The sequence below is a fragment of the Halolamina pelagica genome, from assembly GCF_900115675.1.
GTDB lineage: Archaea > Halobacteriota > Halobacteria > Halobacteriales > Haloferacaceae > Halolamina > Halolamina pelagica.
Genome location: NZ_FOXI01000004.1, coordinates 208442 through 227798, shown reverse-complemented (window position 1 = coordinate 227798; position 19357 = coordinate 208442). Strand labels below are relative to the sequence as shown.

At 68.0% G+C, this 19357-nt stretch carries 17 protein-coding genes; 11 read left to right on the top strand and 6 right to left on the bottom strand.

Annotation, left to right across the window (positions count from 1 at the left end):
- Positions 1-14 precede the first annotated feature (14 nt).
- Positions 15-2369, top strand: coding sequence for a DUF2298 domain-containing protein (locus BMZ83_RS07650; RefSeq protein ID WP_074877306.1), 2355 nt, complete (start codon positions 15-17; stop codon positions 2367-2369).
- Positions 2370-2552: 183 nt separating this feature from the next.
- Here the strand turns inward: BMZ83_RS07650 and BMZ83_RS07645 are convergent, their stop codons facing one another.
- Positions 2553-2819 (bottom strand): HAH_0734 family protein, encoded by a 267-nt coding sequence (locus tag BMZ83_RS07645; protein WP_074877304.1) that lies wholly within the window; start codon positions 2817-2819, stop codon positions 2553-2555.
- A 108-nt stretch (positions 2820-2927) separates the two neighbouring features.
- Between BMZ83_RS07645 and BMZ83_RS07640 the strand changes: the two genes are divergently transcribed.
- Genes BMZ83_RS07640 through BMZ83_RS17340 form a run of 6 tightly spaced genes read left to right on the top strand, consistent with a single transcriptional unit; the run spans position 2928 to position 5538 of the window.
- The gene (locus tag BMZ83_RS07640; protein WP_074877301.1) at positions 2928-3209 is read left to right on the top strand and encodes a 50S ribosomal protein L44e; all 282 of its coding nucleotides are present in this window, start codon (positions 2928-2930) and stop codon (positions 3207-3209) included.
- Positions 3206-3379 carry a 30S ribosomal protein S27e gene (locus BMZ83_RS07635; RefSeq protein WP_074877299.1) on the top strand — a complete coding sequence of 58 codons (174 nt, stop codon included), beginning with the start codon at positions 3206-3208 and terminating at the stop codon, positions 3377-3379. Before BMZ83_RS07640 ends, BMZ83_RS07635 begins: the two co-directional genes overlap by 4 nt.
- Positions 3380-3385: 6 nt before the next feature.
- On the top strand, positions 3386-4180 hold the full coding sequence (locus tag BMZ83_RS07630; RefSeq protein WP_074877297.1) for a translation initiation factor IF-2 subunit alpha: 795 nt from the start codon (positions 3386-3388) through the stop codon (positions 4178-4180).
- Complete coding sequence (locus BMZ83_RS07625; protein ID WP_074877295.1) at positions 4177-4368, top strand: RNA-protein complex protein Nop10; 192 nt, start codon at positions 4177-4179, stop codon at positions 4366-4368. Before BMZ83_RS07630 ends, BMZ83_RS07625 begins: the two co-directional genes overlap by 4 nt.
- A 43-nt stretch (positions 4369-4411) precedes the next feature.
- A complete protein-coding gene (locus BMZ83_RS07620; protein WP_074877292.1) occupies positions 4412-5359 on the top strand; it encodes a PAC2 family protein in 948 nt (315 codons plus the stop codon).
- A gap of 56 nt (positions 5360-5415) precedes the next feature.
- Positions 5416-5538 (top strand): hypothetical protein, encoded by a 123-nt coding sequence (locus BMZ83_RS17340; RefSeq protein ID WP_255458093.1) that lies wholly within the window; start codon positions 5416-5418, stop codon positions 5536-5538.
- Here the strand turns inward: BMZ83_RS17340 and BMZ83_RS07615 are convergent.
- Entirely contained in the window at positions 5535-5855 is a 321-nt protein-coding gene (locus tag BMZ83_RS07615; protein ID WP_074877290.1) for a MazG nucleotide pyrophosphohydrolase domain-containing protein, read from the bottom strand. The two genes, BMZ83_RS17340 and BMZ83_RS07615, sit on opposite strands and share 4 nt — an antisense overlap.
- A 46-nt stretch (positions 5856-5901) precedes the next feature.
- A complete protein-coding gene (gene pan1 / locus BMZ83_RS07610) occupies positions 5902-7116 on the bottom strand; it encodes a proteasome-activating nucleotidase Pan1 (RefSeq protein ID WP_074877289.1) in 1215 nt (404 codons plus the stop codon).
- A gap of 137 nt (positions 7117-7253) precedes the next feature.
- On the opposite strand from pan1, the gene BMZ83_RS07605 reads away from it, so the two are divergent.
- From BMZ83_RS07605 to rad50, 3 genes are all read left to right on the top strand, one after another.
- Positions 7254-7568, top strand: a complete 315-nt coding sequence (locus BMZ83_RS07605) for a hypothetical protein (RefSeq protein ID WP_074877287.1) — start codon at positions 7254-7256, stop codon at positions 7566-7568.
- A 74-nt stretch (positions 7569-7642) separates the two neighbouring features.
- Positions 7643-8929, top strand: a complete 1287-nt coding sequence (mre11, locus tag BMZ83_RS07600; protein ID WP_074877286.1) for a DNA double-strand break repair protein Mre11 — start codon at positions 7643-7645, stop codon at positions 8927-8929.
- Entirely contained in the window at positions 8926-11619 is a 2694-nt protein-coding gene (gene rad50, locus BMZ83_RS07595) for a DNA double-strand break repair ATPase Rad50 (RefSeq protein ID WP_074877284.1), read from the top strand. Before mre11 ends, rad50 begins: the two co-directional genes overlap by 4 nt.
- Here rad50 and BMZ83_RS07590 read toward each other — a convergent pair.
- The 3 genes from BMZ83_RS07590 to BMZ83_RS16820 are packed head-to-tail and all read right to left on the bottom strand — an operon-like array spanning position 11616 to position 12728.
- On the bottom strand, positions 11616-12059 hold the full coding sequence (locus BMZ83_RS07590; protein WP_074877282.1) for a DUF7346 family protein: 444 nt from the start codon (positions 12057-12059) through the stop codon (positions 11616-11618). The two genes, rad50 and BMZ83_RS07590, sit on opposite strands and share 4 nt — an antisense overlap.
- 46 nt (positions 12060-12105) lie before the next feature.
- Positions 12106-12507 carry a DUF7322 domain-containing protein gene (locus BMZ83_RS07585; protein ID WP_074877280.1) on the bottom strand — a complete coding sequence of 134 codons (402 nt, stop codon included), beginning with the start codon at positions 12505-12507 and terminating at the stop codon, positions 12106-12108.
- Positions 12508-12551: 44 nt separating this feature from the next.
- Positions 12552-12728, bottom strand: a complete 177-nt coding sequence (locus BMZ83_RS16820; protein ID WP_166623226.1) for a DUF7331 family protein — start codon at positions 12726-12728, stop codon at positions 12552-12554.
- Between the two features lie 102 nt (positions 12729-12830).
- Here BMZ83_RS16820 and BMZ83_RS07575 point away from each other — a divergent pair, with 102 nt between their 5' ends.
- Positions 12831-19322 (top strand): DNA polymerase domain-containing protein, encoded by a 6492-nt coding sequence (locus BMZ83_RS07575; RefSeq protein ID WP_074877276.1) that lies wholly within the window; start codon positions 12831-12833, stop codon positions 19320-19322.
- Positions 19323-19357: the final 35 nt, after the last annotated feature.

Sequence of the window (19357 nt, the reverse complement as noted above, 5' to 3'; positions counted from 1 at the left end):
CGCGGATCCCGGCAATGCAGTATCTCGCCGTGCTCGTCTGGCTGGCGGTTTTCGCCGGGTTGGCGGTGCTCGGATACCCACTGGCTGCCCGGCTGTTCGCCCGGTTTCGGAGTCGGGGCGTCGGGTTCGCGCTCCCGGTGGCGCTGGTCACGATCTGGCTCCCGGTGTACTGGCTGGGGAAGCTCTCCTTCGGCCCGCTCACGGTCGCTGCCGGCGTCGCCGTCCTCGTCGCGATCGCCGCCGCGCTGGGGCTCGACCGCGACGCGCTCCGCGAGGGCGATCCTCGACTCGCCGACGATCTCGTGGCCGACCGCCGTGTCGTCGCCGAGACCGCGGTCGTGTTCGTCGCCGCGTTCCTCTTCCTGATCGCGATCCGGAGCGTCGACCCGGCGGTCCACGCCGCCGGCGGCGAGAAGTACCTCGACTTCGGGATGCTCCGGTCGCTGCTGCGTTCGGGGACGCTCCCCCCCGAGGACTTCTGGTTCGCGGGCGAACCGGTGCAGTACTACTACGGCGGCCACCTGGTGGCGGCGATCCTGACCTACCTGACCGGCACGGCGCCGGAACTCGCGTACAACCTCGCGCTCGCGGGTTTCTACGCGATGCTCGTGACTGCCGCGTACGACCTCGCGTCGAACGTCGCGGCCGAGCGCGGCGTCGACGCCCGGCTCGGCGGCGCGTTCGCCGCCTTCTTCGTCGGCTTCGCGAGCAACCTCGCAACGATCGGTCGACTCCTGCTCGGCCTCCTCCCCCCAGGACTCCGAGAGTCGCTCGCGCCCGGGGTCAAGGTGCTGCCGCTCTCGGGCGAGGGGTTCAGTTACTGGAACGCCAGCCGCGTGATCACCGACGCCGTCGGCGGTTCCACGTTCCCCACCATCAACGAGTTCCCGCTGTTCGCGTGGCTCAACGGCGACATGCACGCCCACATGATGGGGACGCCGTTCCTGCTGCTCGCGGCGGCGCTGGGTTTCGCCCTCTACCTGACCCCCGCCGACGAGCGCCGACGACGGCTGGCCCTGCTCGCCGTCGTCCCGCTGCTGGGGCTGTTCCAGATCGTCACCAGCACGTGGAGCTTCCCCTCGGTCTTCGGCGTCACCTACCTCGCGCTGGCGCTCGCGCCCGCCGAACCGACGGCGCTCCTCCCGCACGGCGTCGCCGAGCGCGTCCGGGCGGGCCGACGGCGGGCGGCTGACTCGCTCGGCACGGCTGACGGCGGCGACGCAGCAGCCCGCGCGCTCGCGGAGCTCGAACGCCTGCTCGTCCCGCTGGGAATCGTCGGCGCGCTCGGCGCCGTCGCGGCCGTACTCGCCGCACCGTTCCTCGCCGGGACGATGACGGGCGGCAGCAGCCGGACGATCGAGTTCCTCCCGGCCGCGGCCCGGAGCGGGGTTCTCGAACTGTTCGCGGTCCACGGCGCGTTCCTCGTCGTGTTCGGCCTCCACCTGCTCGGACGGGTCGAGCGTGACCGGCGCTGGTCGCTGGCGCTGGCGATCGTCGCCGTCGGCGCCCTCGCGATCACGCTCCCGATGGACGTGCTGGCCTTTACGCTCCCGCTGCTGGTCGTCGGCTGGGTCGTCCTGCGGTTCCGCGACGCGAGCTACGAGACGGTGTTGATCGTCGCCGGCGCGGGGCTGGTGACCATCGTCGAGTTCGTCTTCGTCAACGAGCAGGCCGGCCCGCTCCGGATGAACACGGTGTTCAAGACGTACATGCAGATCTGGGTGTTCTGGGGCGTCGCCGCCGGCGCCGCCGTCGCGGGGCTGCTTGGCCGCGCGACGCGGGCTGTCCGGGCGGCGGACCCCCCCGCGCTCGGCCGTGGCGTCGCCGTGCCGGTGCTCGTCGCGGCGCTCGTCGTGTCCACCTCGCTCTACGGCGGGTTCGCGCTCTCGGGTCACTTCGCGGGCAGCGAGGAGCCGACGCTCGACGCCACCTCGATGCCCGGTTGGTACGACGAGAGCGAACTCGCAGCGGTCGACTGGCTCGACCGGAACGCCGACGGCGAGACGGTGATCGTCTCCGCGCCCGGGACCGGGGGTGAGCCCGGGATGTACAGCTGGGAGGCCTCCATCGCCGCCAGCCTCACCGGCGTTCCCACGGTCGCCGGCTGGGCCCACGAGGTCGGCTACCGCGGGCCGGACGCCTACTACGCCCGGGCCGAGGCCGTCGACGCGCTCTACACCGGATCACCCGCCGAGGCGGCGTCACTGATCCGGGAGCACGACGTGCAGTACGTCTGGGTCGGCGCCGCCGAGCGCGGGCGCTACGGGGACGGGCTGGTGAACTTCAGCGACCGAGCGGGCTACGAGCCCGTGTTCGTCGAGGGTGACGTGGTCGTGTACGAGGTGACGGCGTCGGAGCTCCCGGAGTGAGCGGGCCGAAAACGTCGGCCGCGGCAGGTTGCGCGCGCCGTGATCGGCGACACGATTGCGGCGGTACGCTCTGCCGTCGAGGCACGGAGGCCTCGACCGGTCGCACACCGTAATCGGCGACACGATCGCGGCGTCACGCTCCGTCGTCGGGGCACCCGACCGGTCGCGAGCCGCGATCGGTTCTCAGACGTTCAGCGGGTTCTTCTCGCTCACGACCTCGACGTCCGCGGCGTCGACGCTCTCGGTGTCGAGCCAGTGGGGGACGTACTCCCGTTTGTCGTAGGTCTCGCGCTCCTCCTCGGTCCCGACCGTACACCACAGCTGGGGTTCCTCGGGGCCGTGCCAGTCGCCCTGTTTGTTCACGGCGAAACAGATCAGCTCCTCCCCGTCGACCTCGATAACGTCGTCGCGTCGGACCCCCGCGTCGCCGTGGACGATGAGCTGCTTCATGCGCTTGCGTTCGCCCAGACGTTCCTTAACCGCTTCGCTCCCCCGTCGGTCGAGACCAAACGGGTTTTAAGCTGCCCTCCCGAATTCGCCGACAAGAGGCGAATATCCATGGAGATGCCACGCCGTATGAACACGTACTGTCCGCACTGTGACGCTCACCACGAACACGAGGTCGAGAAGGTCCGATCCGGCCGCCAGACCGGCATGAAGTGGGCCGCCCGCCAGCAGGAGCGCGGCACGAAAGTCATCGGGAACTCCGGGAAGTTCTCGAAGGTGCCGGCCGGCAACAAGCCGACCAAGAAGACACACCTGAAGTACATCTGCTCGGACTGCAACAAGGCCCACATGCGGGAGGGGTGGCGGACCGGCCGCCTGGAGTTCCAGGAATGACGGGGAGCTTCATCACCGTGGTCTGTCCGGACTGCGAGAACGAGCAGATCGTCTTCCAGAACGCGTCCACGACGGTCAACTGCGCCGTCTGTGGCACCACGCTGGCGACGCCCACCGGTGGGAAGGCCGACATCAACGGCGAAGTCGCCGACGTCGTCGAGGCGCGATAGCTCCAGATGGCGGGGAACGAGTGGCCCGAACCGGGTGAGCTCGTCGTCGGTACCGTCGACGAGATCGCCGACTTCGGCGTGTTCGTCGACATGGAGGGCTACGAGCACCGCGGGCTGGTCCACATCTCGGAGGTCGCCTCCGGCTGGATCAAGAACGTCCGGGACCACGTCAGCGTCGGTCGCACGGTCGTCGCGAAGGTGCTGGAGGTCGACGAGTCGGCCCAGCAGGTCGACCTCTCGCTGAAGGACGTCAACGAGCACCAGCGCAAGGAGACGATCCAGAAGTGGAAGAACCAGCAGAAGGTCGACAAGTGGATGGAACTCGCCTTCGGCGAGGACCACGACCGCGACGACGTGGCCGAGGCGCTGCTGGCCGAGTACGACTCGCTGTACGAGGCGTTCGAGGAGGCCGCCGTCCACGGGATGGAGGCGCTCGAGGACGTGTCCCTCGAGGACGAGGACGCCCAAGCGATCGTCCAGACCGCTCGGGAGAACGTCTCGGTGCCGTACGTCAACGTCACCGGCTACGTGGACATCCGCTCGCCCGGTCCCGACGGCGTCGACGACGTGAAGGAGGCGCTCCGGGCCGCCGGCGGCGAGGGTGACCACGACGTTCCCGAGGAGGTCGAACTCGAGGTCTCCTACGTCGGCGCCCCGGAGTACCGCATCGAGGTGCAGGCGCCCGACTACAAGACCGCGGAGGCCGAACTCGAGGCGGCCGCGGCACGCGCCGAGACCGCGATCGAGGCGCTCGGCGGCACCGCCGAGTACCACCGCGAGCGCAAGGAAGACGACGAATGACGAAGTCGGACGTCCGCGTCTGTTCGGCGTGGAGGTCCGAACACGATCGACCCGTCTACACGCTTTCTTCGACGTGTCCCGACTGCGGCGCCGAGGCGATCAACTCCGCGCCGGCGCCGTTCGACCCCGCGGACCCCTACGGCGAGTACCGCCGGCGGGCCCGCGACGCCGGTCCTGACACGAACTGAGGGTTTCGACGCACCTTTACCCGCCGGTGGACCATTCGCGTGTATGGAACCCATCGACATCGAGACCGTCGCGGACCCCGAGTTCCGGGACCCCGTACTGGTCGAGGGGCTGCCCGGCGTCGGCCACGTCGGCAAACTCGCCGCCGAGCACCTGCTGGAGGAGTTCGAGAGCACGCTCGTCCGGCGCGTGTACGCTGACGAGTTCCCGCCGCAGGTCGACGTGGACGACGACGGCGTCGCCTCGCTGACCCACGCCTCCTTCCACGCCGTCGACCTCTCCTCGCCGACGCCGACCGAGGTGGAGGCCGAAGACGAGGGGAGCGAAGACGACGAAGGAGTCGACGGGGACGACGAGAACCCCGAAGGCGACGCGCTCGCCGACGGCGGCGAGGTCGATGCCGAGGACGGCGAGGCAGACGCTGATGGGAGCGAAGACGCCGAAAACGACGACCCGGGGACGGTGCCCACCGACGGCGATCTGCTCGTGCTTACCGGCAACCACCAGGCTGGGAGTAACGAGGGCCACTACCAGCTGACGGAGGCGTTCCTCGACGTGGCCGAGGGGTTCGGCGTCGAGGAGGCCTACGCGCTGGGCGGCGTGCCGACTGGCGAACTCATCGAGGAGCACAACGTGCTCGGGGCCGTCAGCGACGCCGAACTCACCGACTCGCTCTCGGCGGCCGGCGTGGAGTTCCGCGGCGACGAGCCGGCCGGCGGCATCGTCGGCGTCTCGGGCCTGCTGCTCGGGCTCGGCGGCCGCCGCGACCTCGACGTGGCCTGCCTGATGGGCGAGACGAGCGGCTACCTCGTCGACCCCAAGAGCGCGCAGGCGGTGCTCGAGACGCTCGAGCAGCAGCTCGACTTCCGCGTCGACTTCGCCGCGCTGGAGAAGCGCGCCGAGGAGATGGAGGAGGTCGTGAGCAAGATCCAGCAGATGCAGGAGGGCGGCGGCGCCGGCCCCAGCGACGAGGAGCTGCGGTACATCGGCTAGTTCCCCAGGTCGACTGACCCGGGAGAACTAAGTTCGGGCGCGCTCCCGTTTCCGGTATGGACGCCGATCACCCATCGTGGCGCGCGCTCGCAGGCACTCTCGGTGGCTACGGGCTGATTCTGGTGGCGATGACGCTGCTGCTGTTCGCGGTGCCGACGGCGATCTTCTACCTGCTCTAGGCGCCGGAGCCGGCGTCGCCGGCCTCCTCGCTCCGGCTCCCGTACTTCGAGAGCGACGTTTCGAGCGCGTCGCCGGCGTCGACGTCGAGTTCGTCCGCCAGCGCGAGCAGCGCGAACAGCGCGTCGCCGAGTTCGTCGGTCGGAACCGAGAGCGACCCCGGCGAGTCGCCGTACTCGCTCGATTTCGCGGTGTCGGCAGCCACCTCGCCGACTTCGGCGGCGAGATCGAGCAGTCGGTAGGCGGGCGGCGCGTGCATCTCGTTCTCGTCGAGGAAGTTCGCGACCTGCTGCTGGGCCGTGGAGAGGTCCTCGGGCATGGCTACCCGAGGGGAAGGCGGGAAGGAAAACCCGGCGACGCGCCGATCAGGCGAACGCGGGCGACTCGCCGGCTTCGACGGTCTCGCTCTGCCGGAGTTTCGCCCAGGCCTCCTCGAAGTCCCGGCGCTCGATCTCGGTCCGGTCGTCGCGGATGGCGAACATCCCGGCCTCGGTGCAGATGGCCTTCACGTCGGCGCCGGACGCGTCCTCGGTCATCTCCGCGAGCGCGCCGAAGTCAACGTCGTCGGCGACGTTCATGTCGCGGGTGTGGATCTGGAAGATGAGCTCGCGACCCGGGGGATCGGGCTTGGGAACCTCGATGAGGCGGTCGAAGCGGCCCGGCCGGAGGATCGCCTCGTCGAGCATGTCGAAGCGGTTCGTCGCCGCGATGATGCGCACGTCGCCGCGCTCGTCGAAGCCGTCCATCTCCGAGAGCAGCTGCATCATCGTCCGCTGGACCTCGGCGTCGCCGGAGGTCTTCGAGTCCGTCCGCTTGGAGGCGATGGCGTCGATCTCGTCGATGAAGATGACGGCGGGCTCGTTCTCGCGGGCGACCTCGAACAGGTCCCGGACGAGCTTGGCGCCCTCGCCGATGAACTTGTGGACGAGTTCGGAGCCGGCCATCTTGATGAAGCTCGCGTCGGTCTCGTTGGCGACCGCTTTCGCGAGCATCGTCTTCCCGGTCCCGGGCGGCCCGTGGAGCAGGATGCCGCTCGGGGGCTGGATGCCGACCGTGTCGAACGTCTCGGGCTCGCGGAGCGGGAGTTCGACCGTCTCGCGCACCTCGCGCATCTGGTCGTCGAGGCCGCCGATGTCGGCGTAGGTGACGTCCGGCGAGTGGTCGATCTGCATCACGCGGGCCCGCACGTCCGTCTCGCGGGTGAGCTTCTGGACGACCGACAGCGAGTTGTTGACCGCGACGCGGTCGTCGGGTTCGATCTCCTCGCGCATCTCGTCGGTGACCTCGGTCAGGGCCTCCTGATTGTTGCCGTGCTGCTTGATGACGACGCCGTCGTCGTTGATCTCCTGAACCGTCGCGACGAACAGCGGCGACTGCTTGAGCTTCTCGTTCTCGTGGGAGAGCCGTTCGAGCTTCTGCTGGTACTTGTTGTTCTCGGCGTTGGCGTCCAGCAGGCTGTCACGCATCTGTTCGTTCTGGTCCTCCAGATCCTCGAGGCGTTCGCGCAGGGACTCGATCTTCTCCTGTTGCGACGCCGTCTCCTCGTAGGGGAGTTCGACGTCGTCAACCGTATCGCTCATTGGCGGACCGTAAGCGGCTGACTCTTATGAGGCTTCGGGTCGCGTCGGAATCCACCGCGGGACGGACGGCCAGCACAGCGTCGCTGCCTCCCGGTTCCGCCCGAACCCTCAAGTGTGATGGGGCGACGAAACTCGCCGTGACCGATCCGGACGCCGTCGCAGGGGCGCTGGCTCGGCTGGCCAACGGCGCCGCTCGACACCGCGAGCGCCACACCGACGACACGCAGTTCCGTCGCGTCGAGCATCCCCGACGCGTCGTCGCCGACGCCGAGGCGGCGATGGATCGAGTGAGCACGGCAGCTGCGTTCGTCGACGCCGACCGGGAGGCCGACCTCCGCCGCGCCGTCGCGCTCGCCGACCGTCGCGGCGACGACGCGCTCGCGGCCCGAGGGCGGGACGTGCTGTCGACGCTCAGCGCGCTCCGTGACGCTGCCGCCGACGGACAGGAGTGAGCCTCGCGTGCCACAGACCACTTCCACCCCGCTCGCGCAACGCTCTTCCCGGGAGGGGTCGTAGCCGTGGGCAGATGACTCGGGTGATACACACGGGCGACACCCACGTCGGCTACCAGCAGTACCACTCCCCCGAGCGCCGGGCGGACTTCCGCCGGGCGTTCGACGCCGTCGTCGACGACGCGATCGAGGAGGGTGTCGACGCGGTAGTCCACGCCGGCGACCTGTTCCACGACCGCCGGCCCGAGCTGCCGGACCTGATGGCCGTCCTCTCGGCGCTCCGACGCCTCGCCGACGCCGACATCCCGTTCCTCGCGGTCGTCGGGAATCACGAGGCCACGCGGACCGGCGAGTGGCTGGACCTGTTCGAGGGAACCGGACTCGCGACGCGGCTCGACGACACGCCCGAGGTCGTCGGCGACACCGCGTTCTACGGGCTCGACTGGGTGCCCGAATCGCGCCGCGACGACCTCGACTACGAGTTCGCCGACCACGACGTCGACCACGCGGCCCTGGTCTCCCACGGGCTGTTCACCCCCTTCGAGTTCGGCGAGTGGGACACCGAGACGGTCCTCGCGGAGGCGACCGTCGAGTTCGACGCGGTGCTGCTCGGGGACAACCACAAACCCGACACCGCCGAGGTCTCGGGGACGTGGGTGACTTACTGCGGGTCGACCGAGCGCGCGAGCGCGAGCGAGGAGGACGCCCGCGGCTACAACCTCGTCACGTTCGACGGCGAGGTGGACATCCGCCGGCGCAGCCTCGACACCCGGCCGTTCGCGTTCGTCTCGGTCGACCTCGCCGAGGGCGAAGGCGTCGAGCGCGTGCGCGAGCAGGTACGACAGCACGACCTCGCGGACGCGGTCTGTATCGTCGAGATCACCGGCGAGGGCGAACCCGTCACCCCAGCCGCGATCGAGGAGGCCGGCGAGGCGGAGGGCGCCCTGCTCGTCCGCGTCACCGACCGCCGGGAGATCGAGGAGGAGGCCGAGATCGGCGTCAGCTTCGCCGACCCGGACGACGCGGTGAACGAGCGCGTCAGCGAGATGGGGCTCTCGACGGCCGCCCGCGGCGTCGACGAGACCGTCCGCGAGAGCAAGGTGGCCGACTCGAACGTGCGGGGGGAGGTCAAGAACCGGGTGAGCGAACTGCTCGACGAGGAGCCCGACGCCTTCGAGAGTGCCGCCGGGGACGAGGCCGACGACCCCGCGGACGACTCCTCGGATACAGACGACCCCCCGGACGAATCCACGGACGACTCCTCGGAGGAACCGTCGGCGGCAGCCACGAAGGGTGAGGAGGCTGCCGACGAACCCACAGCCGAGTCCGAGAAACAGGGCACAATGGAGGAGTACCTGTGAAGTTCGACCGCCTGCGCCTGCGGAACTTCAAGCCCTACGCCGACACCGACCTGCGCTTCGAGGATGGCGTGACCGTGATCCACGGGCTCAACGGCTCCGGGAAGTCCTCGCTGCTCGAGGCCTGCTTCTTCGCGCTCTACGGCTCGCGGGCGCTCGACGGCACCCTCGACGACGCCGTGACGACCGGCGCCGACGAGACGGACGTCGAACTCTGGTTCACCCACGCGGGCGAGGAGTTCAAGATCACCCGCGAACTCCGCCGGTCCGGCGACTCCATCTCGACCCGGACCTGCACGCTCGACGGTCCCGACGGCGTCGTCGAGGGCGCCCGCGACGTGCGGGAGTTCGTCGGCGAGGACCTGCTCCGGATGGACAGCGACTCGTTTCGCAACTGCGCGTACATCCGTCAGGGCGAGGTCAACCGACTGATCAACGCCTCCCCGCGGGAGCGCCGGGAGATGATCGACGACCTGCTCCAGCTCGGCAAGCTGGAGGAGTACCGCGAGCGAGCCAGCGACGCGCGCCTCGGCGTCGAGGACGTGCTCTCGGACAAGCGCGGCGGCCTCAACAAGCTCGACGAGCAGATCGCGGCGAAGGAGGCGAAGGACCTCCACGACCGGCTGAACGAACTGGAGAGCGACCTGGCGGCGCTCGACGACGAGATCGAGCGCTTCGAGGGGAACCGCGAGGACGCCCGCGAGACGAAGGAGGAGGCCGAGTCGATCATCGAGCAGGCCGAGGAGCGCGAGAGCGAACTCGAGGAACTGAGCGGGGAGATCGAGGAGCTCGAGGCGTCGATCCGCGAGACCGAGAGCGAGCGCGAGGCGCTGCTCGAGGAGATCACCGAGCTCCGCGAGCGGATCGAGGAACGCGAGAGCGAACTCGAAGCGCTCGCCGACGACGCCGGGATCGGGGCCGCCACCGCGGACGCGGTCGCCGACGCCCGCGAGACGATCGACGATCGGGAGGCGGACCTGCGGGAGCAGCGCCAGGAGCAACGCGACGAGGTGAGGGCCCGCGAGAGTGAGGCTGAGAGTCTTGCGAACGAGGCAAGGCGGCTGCGGGAGGACGCCGGCGAGAAGCACGAGCGCGCCGACGAACTGGAGCGCGAAGCCGACGGCGACGAGGCCGACCTCGAGGAAGTACGTGCCGACCTGGAGGAGGTGGTCGAGGAACGCGAGGCGATCGAGTCACGGTTCGCCGACGCTCCCGTCGAGATCGGCGAGGCCGACGCCCACCGCGAGACGCTCCGCGAGGAACTCGACGAGGTGCAGGCGGAGATCGAGGAGACGGTCGGGACGCTCGCCTCGGCACGAGACCGCGTCGAGGAGGCCGAGGAACTGCTCGAGGAAGGGAACTGTCCGGAGTGCGGCCAGCCCGTCGAGGACTCCCCGCACGTCGACTCCCTCGAGTCCGATCGCGAGCGCGTGGAGGAGCTCTCTGCTGAACTCGGCCGGCTCAACGGCCGGAAGGCCGACCTGAAAGCCGAGATCGAGGACGCCGAGGCGCTGACCGACGCCGAGAGCCGCGCCCAGACGCTCGCGGAGCGCCGGGAGATGCTCGAAGCACGCGTCGACGAACTGGAGGCCGAGATCGAGGCGGACCGCGCGGCGACCGAGGAACTCCGCGAGGAAGCCGACGAACTCGAAGCGGAGGCCGAGGAGACGGAGGCCGAGGCAGAGGAGACGGAGGCCGAAGCCGAGCAGGCACGCAACCGTGTCGGCGAACTGGACGAGGAACTGGACGACCTCGAGGAGCGCCGCGAGCGACTCGACGCCGTGGCGGACGCCCTCGATGCCATCGACGACGACGAGGACGAGATCGAACGCCTGCGTGAGAAACGCGAGAGCAAGGCCGAACTCGCCGACGAGCGCCGCGACCGGCTGGAAGCCCTCCGGGAGCGTCGCGACGAACTCCGCGAACAGTTCGATCGCGATCGCGTCGAGGACGCCCGCACGCAGCGGGACGACGCGGCCGACTACCTCGAGAAAGTCGAGGCGAAACTCGACTCCCTCGCCGAGCGACGCGACGAGCTGACCGGGCAGATCGGCAGCGTGGAGAAGGAGATTCAGGAGCTCGAGGCGCTCCGCGCCGATCGCGAGGAACTCGCCGAGACCGTGGCCGATCTGGAGTCGCTTCACGAGGAGACCGAACGGTTGGAGCAGACCTACGGCGACCTCCGGGCGGAACTCCGCCAGCGCAACGTCGAGACCCTCGAGCGCATGCTGAACGAGACGTTCGACCTCGCCTACGGCAACGACGCCTACTCCCACATCGAACTCGACGGCGAGTACGACCTGACCGTCTACCAGAAGGACGGCACGCCGCTGTCGCCCGAGCAGCTCTCCGGCGGCGAGCGCGCGCTGTTCAACCTCTCGCTGCGGTGTGCGATCTACCGCCTGCTCTCCGAGGGGATCGAGGGCGCGGCGCCGACGCCGCCGCTGATCCTCGACGAGCCGACGGTGTTCCTCGACTCGGGGCACGTCTCCCGGTTAGTGAACCTGGTCGAGGAGATGCGCGGGTTCGGCGTGCGCCAGATCCTGATCGTGAGCCACGACGAGGAGCTGGTCGACGCCGCCGACGAACTGGTTACCGTCGAGAAGGACACGACCACGAACCGCTCGACCGCGCGCCGGGAGGACGCCGCGACGCTTGCCCGAGCGGAAGCGATCCTGGAGGGCGACGATTAGGCGTCGTCGGCCCCCGGCGCGTCGGCGCGCAGCAGTTCGACCGCTTCCGCGGCCGTCTCCGTCGCTTCGTAGCCACGTTCGCCAGCGACGCGGCACTCCGTAACCAGCCCCGCCGCACGGAGTTCGGCGAACAGCCCGTTGAAGTCGCTCTCACACAGCCCCGAGTGCGAGAGCAGGTCGACCACCGGGGTCGGCCCGTCGTCGACGAGCGTCACCAGCACCCCCAGCGTGCGCTCGTCGTGGGCCGCCGTCACTACCTGCCGCACTGGCTCCGGAACCCCCTCGGCGGCGACCGACAGCGCCTCGTCGTCGGCCGGTTCGATCGCGTCGGCGTCGACGGTCCGCTCCTCGCCCGTCGCGGGATCGCGGAGCCGCGCGGCTCCGTCGGTCGTCGACAGCAGCAGGTGGCGCTCCCCGTCGGGGGTCTCGACCGGTCGCATCGCTCGGCGAGAGGCGATCGTCGCGGAAAACGGTTCCGGGGCGGGCTCAGTTTCCGTCGCTGGCGTCCGATGCTTCCTCACCGGCCGCATCCTCCTCACCGGTCGCGTCGAACTCCCGGTACACCGAGTAGGCACGCAGGAAGGCTACCACGCCGCCAGCGACCAGGACGGCCGAGACCAGCGGGAGCCCCCGCAGCGCGTAGACGACGGGCCCAAGCGCGACCAGCAGGACGCCGGCGTTGACGTAGATCACCGCCGCCCAGAACGCCGAAGCCGTCTCGGAGTCGACCCCGGTTTCGAGCCCGGTGCCGCCGGCGTCGACGCCGGTTCGATCACGCAGTTCGGCCTCCATGTCCCGAGTTTTCGGCCCGTCGTAGCTCTCGTCGGACTCGTCGAACGGCTCGACCGATCCCTCGACGAACCCCTCGACCGGGTCGTCGTCGCTCACGGGTTCACTCCCGGACCGAGCGAGAAAAGGGTTCGCAGTCCGCCTCAGCGTCGCTCCGCGAGCGAGACCGTCGCGTCGCTCCGGAGCCACGCCAGCGGGGCCTCCGCGTCGTAGAACACGACGCCGCCGTCGACCTCGTAGGTTTCGACGGTCTCGAAGCCGTCGTCGGCCGGTCCCGGGCGCTCCGATGCCGCCTTCGGCAGACCGCTCTCGTCAGGCATGTTAATCACTACCAAGCGCCGGGGTAAATGCCTTTCGGGGGTGTGCGAGTTCCACACCCGCGGACCACCGTCGTTTTAACGGATCCCGGCAAACCACCGCCAATGAGTGACAGCGAGCAGTGGGGTCTCGACGAGTTCGAGGCTCCCGACGGTGGCCGACCCGACGAGGAGGCGGCCGTCGTCGCCGGGGACGCCGGGCAGACAGTCAGCGAGGTGGTCGACGCCGCGGACCTGAAGTTCCCCGACAGCGAGGGCGTCGTCCAGCTGAAGGTCACGCAGGTGGACTACACGGTCGAGGGCTCCGGCGCCGAGGAGTACCCCGTCGTCCACGTGTTCGGTCGCACCGCCGACAACGAGTACGAACACGTCCGCGTGCTCGGCGTGGAGCCGTACTTCTACGTCCCGACGGAGGATATCGAGAACCGCGCGCTGACCGAGGAGTACGACGTGGTCCTCGACACCCGCGAGGAGGACCCCAACGGCGAGCGCTTCGAGTCGATCCGTGGCGAGCCGCTGACGAAAGTGATCGGCCGGACGCCGCGGGACGTGGGCCAGATCCGCGACGACTTCGACGAGCACTACGAGGCGGACATCCTGTTCCCGAACCGATTCCTGATCGACAAGGACGTGAGCGCCGGCCTGCAGGTGCCCGAGCGCCGACTCGACGACGGCCGGATCCAGGTGCGCTACGACGACGAGGAGCTGGTCGCGGTCGACGCGCCGACCGAGGCCGACCTCCGAGTCAACACGTTCGACATCGAGGTCGACGACCGCTCCGGCTTCCCCGAGGACGGCGAGGAGCCGATCGTCTGTCTCACCTCCCACGACTCCTACGACGACGAGTACGTCGTCTGGCTGTTCGACGCGCCCGACGCGGAGGTCGACGCCCCGGCGGTGCTCGACGAGTACGAGCAGATCGCGGACTCCGGCAGCGTCGACGTGCGCGTCTTCGACGAGGAGCCGGCGATGCTCGACGCGTTCGTCGAGTACATCCAGGAGACCAACCCGGACGTACTCACGGGCTGGAACTTCGAGGACTTCGACATGCCGTACGTGCTCGACCGGCTGGAGATGGTCGACCCCAGCACCGAGTACGACCTCGACATCGACCGGCTCTCCCGGGTGAACGAGGTGTGGCGTTCGGACTGGGGCGGCCCGGACGTGAAGGGGCGGGTCGTCTTCGACCTGCTGTACGGCTACAAGCAGATCGTCATCAAGGAGTTGGAGTCGTTCCGCCTCGACGCCATCGGCGAGCGCGAACTCGACGTCGGGAAGGAACACTACTCCGGCGACATCGGCGACCTCTGGGAGCAGGACCCCGAGCAACTGCTGGAGTACAACCTCCGGGACGTGGAGCTCTGCGTCGAGATCGACCGCAAGCAGTCCGTCATCGCGTTCTGGGACGAAGTGCGTTCGTTCGTCGGCTGTAAGCTGGAGGACGCGCCGACGGCCGGCGACGCCGTCGACATGTACGTGCTGCACAAGGCCTACGGCGAGTTCGGGCTGCCGTCGAAGGGCCAGCAGGAGGCCGCCGAGGACTTCGAGGGCGGTGCCGTCTTCGAGCCGATCTCGGGCGTGAAGGAGAACGTCACCGTGCTCGACCTGAAGTGTTTCAGCGGCGACACCGACGTACTGACGCCTGACGGGCCGCGGAACATTCAGGATCTGAACGTCGACGACGAGATATACACGCTGAACCCCGACACGTTCGAGTGCGAGGTGAAGCCCGTCGCGGAAACACATAGCTACGAGAACTCCTTCGGGGAACTGCATCACCTGAGCGGCAACACGCACGACTTCAAGGTGACCGAGAACCACCGGTTCCTCGCCTCGAAAGAGCGCAGGTGGGACGAGCAGGACCCGGACGACTTCGAGTTCGCCGAGTACCGGGAGTTCACCGACACCGAACGGTTCGCCTTCCCGAACCACCAGCCGATGGACGGCCGCACGCCGTCGACGTTCGACTTCATCGACGAGGTCGACCGCGGGAACGTCGTCGTCTACTCGGACGACGACCTCGGCGTTTTCCGTGGCGCGATGCCCGACGCAGTTCAGACGGAGCTGGATCTCGCACACGGGAGTTCCGAGGCGATAGGGCTTCAGCAGAAAGTCGGGAAGTACCTGCTCCCGCTCGACTGCTACCGCGAGCATCAGGAGGTCGTCGACGAACACGCCGACGACCTGTTCCTCAAGTTCGACCGCGGACACCGCGAAACGCCGATCTCGTTCGAGATGTCGAACTGGCTGGAACTGCTCGGCTGGTACGTCACCGAGGGCAGTATCGACCGATCGGCCGGTCGATTCACGCTCCACCAGAACGACGAGCAGGGGCGGGAACGAATCCGGACGCTCCTCGACGAGATGGGGATCAACTACAACGTCGACGAACGGGGAGTCAACATCTCCAATCTCTACCTGCTCGACTGGCTGAGCGAACACTGTGGGAAGGGGTACGCGGACAAGCAGCTACCTGAGTGGGTGTTCGATCTCGACGGTGAGCTCCTCCGTGGACTGCTCGATGCCCTCGTCGCCGGTGATGGGAGTACGACCGACACCGGCCTGCAGAAGTTCTGGACGAAAAGCGACCATCTGAAGGAGGCCATCGTCGACATCGCGGTCCGGTGCGGTGAGAAGCCGACGGCCACGAAGCAGGACGATGGAACGTGGTACGTCTCGATCGGCAAACAGGGCTCCTTCCAGAAGTCCACGAACGCGACGGTCGAGTCCCACGACGGGAAGGTCTACTGCGTAACCGCAGAGGACAACCACGTCGTGCTCGCCGGCCGGAACGGCCACTACCAGTGGGTCGGTCAGTCGCTGTACCCGATGTCGATGGCGACGATCAACTCCTCGCCGGAGACGAAAGTCGACCCCGAGGAGTACGACGGCGAGACCTACCACGCGCCGGATGGCACCCACTTCCGGAAGGAGCCCGACGGGATCATGCGGGAGATGATCGACGAACTCCTCACCGAACGCGAGGAGAAGAAGGAACTCCGGGACCAGCACGACCCCGATTCCGAGGCGTACGAGCGCTACGACCGGCAACAGGGAGGTGTCAAGGTAATTATGAACTGCTTCGCGCCTGACACCGACGTGCTGACGCCAGAGGGCGTGCGAAACATCCGAGACCTCGGCGTCGGCGACGAGGTCTACTCGCTGGACCCCGATTCCGAGGAGATGGAGGTCAAGCCCGTCGAGGAGACCCACGCCTACCCCGACTACGAAGGTGAGCTGGTCGACATCCAGACGAGCAAGATCGACTTCAGCGTCACGCCGAACCACCGGATGCTCGTCCGGAAGAACGAGACCAACGGCATCACCGAGGACGGGTACAGCTTCGTCGAAGCCGGCAACCTCGACCGGGCGACGAACTACGAACTGCCACACGACTGGTCGATGGAGCACGGGAGCGACCTCGAAGAAGTCGACCTCGTGGACTACCTCGAAGGCGATTACGAGGTATGGGTCCGGCCGGAGGTCCACGGACACACGTTCGCCGCAGAACTGGGCTACTACCCCGACAAAGTTCTCAAGAACGACGTCGGCGAGGAGGGGTACGTCTTCGACGCCGAGGAGTACGAGGAGCACCGGGAGTACATCGAGTCGGTCTGTGAGCGGAGCTTCGTCCACCGCGAGTCCGGCCGGAAGTGGATCCCTCGAACGTTCGGCGGCGACGACTTCTTCGACCTGCTGGCGTGGTACGTCACGGAAGGCAACGTCTACACCTCCGAGGAGAAGCAGTTCGGCGAGAAACTCCGCGGGTCGGCGACGACGATCCAGATCGCTCAACAGCCAGCAGTCACCGACGGCGGCGACGACGACCACGCCACCATCGGCGACCTGCTCGACCGGATGGGGTTCGACTACTACGTCGACGAGAACGGCTACCAGTTCACCTCACGGCTACTTGCGGAAACGCTCGAACGGCTCTGTGGCAGCGACAGTTTCGAGAAGCAGGTCCCGGAGTTCGTGTTCGACCTGAGCGAGCGCCAGAAGCGACGCTTCCTCGATACGCTCGTCGCGGGCGACGGCGACCGCCAGCCGAACTCGTGGCGATACACCACCTCCAGCGAGCGACTCAGAGACGACGTACTCCGGCTCTGTACTCACCTCGGGCTGACCGCCAACTACGGGAAAAACGGCGGCTCGTGGCGAATCTACGTCGACGAAGGGTCGAAGAACACGCTCCGGATGCACCGGAGCGGGTCGACCAGCACCGCCGACGACGGCGTCTACTGCGTGACTGTCGCGGACAATCACAGCCTGCTGGCCGGACGGAACGGAACCTTCCAGTTCGTCGGCCAGTCGCTCTACGGCGTATCGGGGTGGGACCGTTTCCGCCTCTACGACACCGAGGGCGCCGCCGCGGTGACGGCGACGGGCCGGGAGGTCATCGAGTTCACCGAGACCGCCAGTGAGGAGATCGGCCACGAGGTGGCCTACGGGGACAGCGTTACCGGCGACCGGCCGGTCGTCGTACGCGATCCGGAGGGGAACGTGCGCGTCCTCCCAATCGAGACGCTGTTCGAGCAGGCCGAGGAAACGGCGGCGGGCGAGGTGCGGATCACCACCGACGGCGGGACGGTCGCCGCCGCCAGTCCTGGCAAGTCCCGCCGGGAGTTACCAGGTTGGGAAGCGCTCTCCGTCAACGGGGACGGCGAGTCGGAGTGGCAGCCGATCACGCAGGCGATCCGCCACGAGACCGATAAGCCGGTAGTGAACCTCCAGCACAAGTTCGGCGAGTCCACGACGACGCGGGATCACTCCTACGTCGTCGAGGATGGCGACGAAATGGTCGAGGCCGCGCCGGAGGACGTCGACGAGCCGCTTCGCGTTCCCGGGCTGCCCGCGGTTGACGAGCAGGGGACTGTCGACGTGTACGAAGTCCTCGCCGGCTACACCCGAACCTACGAGGACGGCCGGAGCGTCGGCGCCGAGAACGCCGAAGAGAAAGGCAAACGCGTCCACACCGACGGCGAGTACGTCTGGTTCGGCCACGAACACCACGGCGAACTCGACTCGACGCCGAAGGCACGGCGCTACGTCGACCTCGAGAGCGAGGACGGGCGAGCGCTGGTCCGCCTGCTCGCCGCGTACGTGACGGAAGGGAGCGCATCGACCGAAGAGACGACGGACCGCAAATTCGGTGCGAGCATCGCCGAATCACGCTCGGAATGGCTCGAGGGGCTACGCGAAGACTACGAGCAGTTGTTCGAGAACGTCACGGCCAGCGTGATCACCGGCGACACGAAGGCCGAACGAACCGTCGCGTACGAAACCGCCGACGGCGAGTCGTCGGTGACGTACGACGACGGCACCCGGAAGCTCCAGATGATGAACGAACTCGCGGCGGTGTTCTTCCGCGAGTTCGCGGGCCAGCGTTCTCGCGGGAAGCGGATCCCCTCGTTCGTCTACCACCTTCCGGAAGGTCTCCAGTCACTGTTCCTCGATACGCTCGTCGAGGGTGACGGCTCACGGGAGTTCCCCCGGTACAGCGACGAGTACGCAGAGCGGAACTTCGACTACGAGACCGTCAGTCGCGAACTCGCAGCGGGGCTATCGACGCTGCTCACCCAGCGGGGGAAGAAGCACTCGCTGAAGTATCGCGACTCGAAGGACTCCTACACGATCAGAACGTGTGACTCCTACCGCAGCGGGCAGGACCCGGTCGTCGAAGAAGTCGAGCACGACGGCTCCGTCTACGACCTCAGCGTGGCTGAGAACGAGAACTTCATCGACGGCGTCGGCGGGGTCGTGCTCCACAACACCGACTCCGTGATGCTCTCGCTGGGCGGCGACATCTCCAAAGACGACGCCATCGAGCAGTCCTTCGGCATCGAGGAGCACATCAACGAGCGCTACGACGACTTCGCCCGGGAGGAGCTCAACGCCGGGAGCCACCGGTTCCAGATCGAGTTCGAGAAGCTCTATCGGCGGTTCTTCCAGGCGGGCAAGAAGAAGCGCTACGCCGGCCACATCGTCTGGAAGGAAGGGAAGGACGTCGACGACATCGACATCACCGGCTTCGAGTACAAGCGCTCGGACATCGCCCCCGTCACCAAGCGCGTCCAGAAGGAGGTGATCGACATGATCGTCCGCGGCGGCGACCTCGACGACGTGAAGGAGTACCTCCACGACGAGATCACCACCTTCGAGGAGGGCGACGCCGACCTGGAGGAGGTCGGCATCCCCGGCGGCATCGGGAAGCGCCTCGACGCCTACGACACCGACACCGCGCAGGTCCGCGGGGCGAAGTACGCGAACCTGCTGCTGGGGACGAACTTCCAGCGCGGCTCCAAGCCCAAACGGCTCTACCTGAAGAAGGTCCACCCCGAGTTCTGGCAGCGCATGGAGAACGAGGAGGGGTTCGACCCCCAGACCGATCCGCTCTACCGGGAGTTCAAACGCGACCCGGACGTGATCTGCTTCGAGTACGCCGAGGAGGTGCCCGCGGAGTTCGAGATCGACTGGCCGAAAATGCTCGACAAGACGCTCAAGGGCCCGATCGAGCGCGTGATCGAGGCGCTGGGGCTCTCGTGGGACGAAGTGAAGTCCGGACAGGAGCAGACCGGGCTCGGGCAGTGGGGCTGAACCGGGCGTCCCCCCGAGAGCCACAGGAGTTCGGA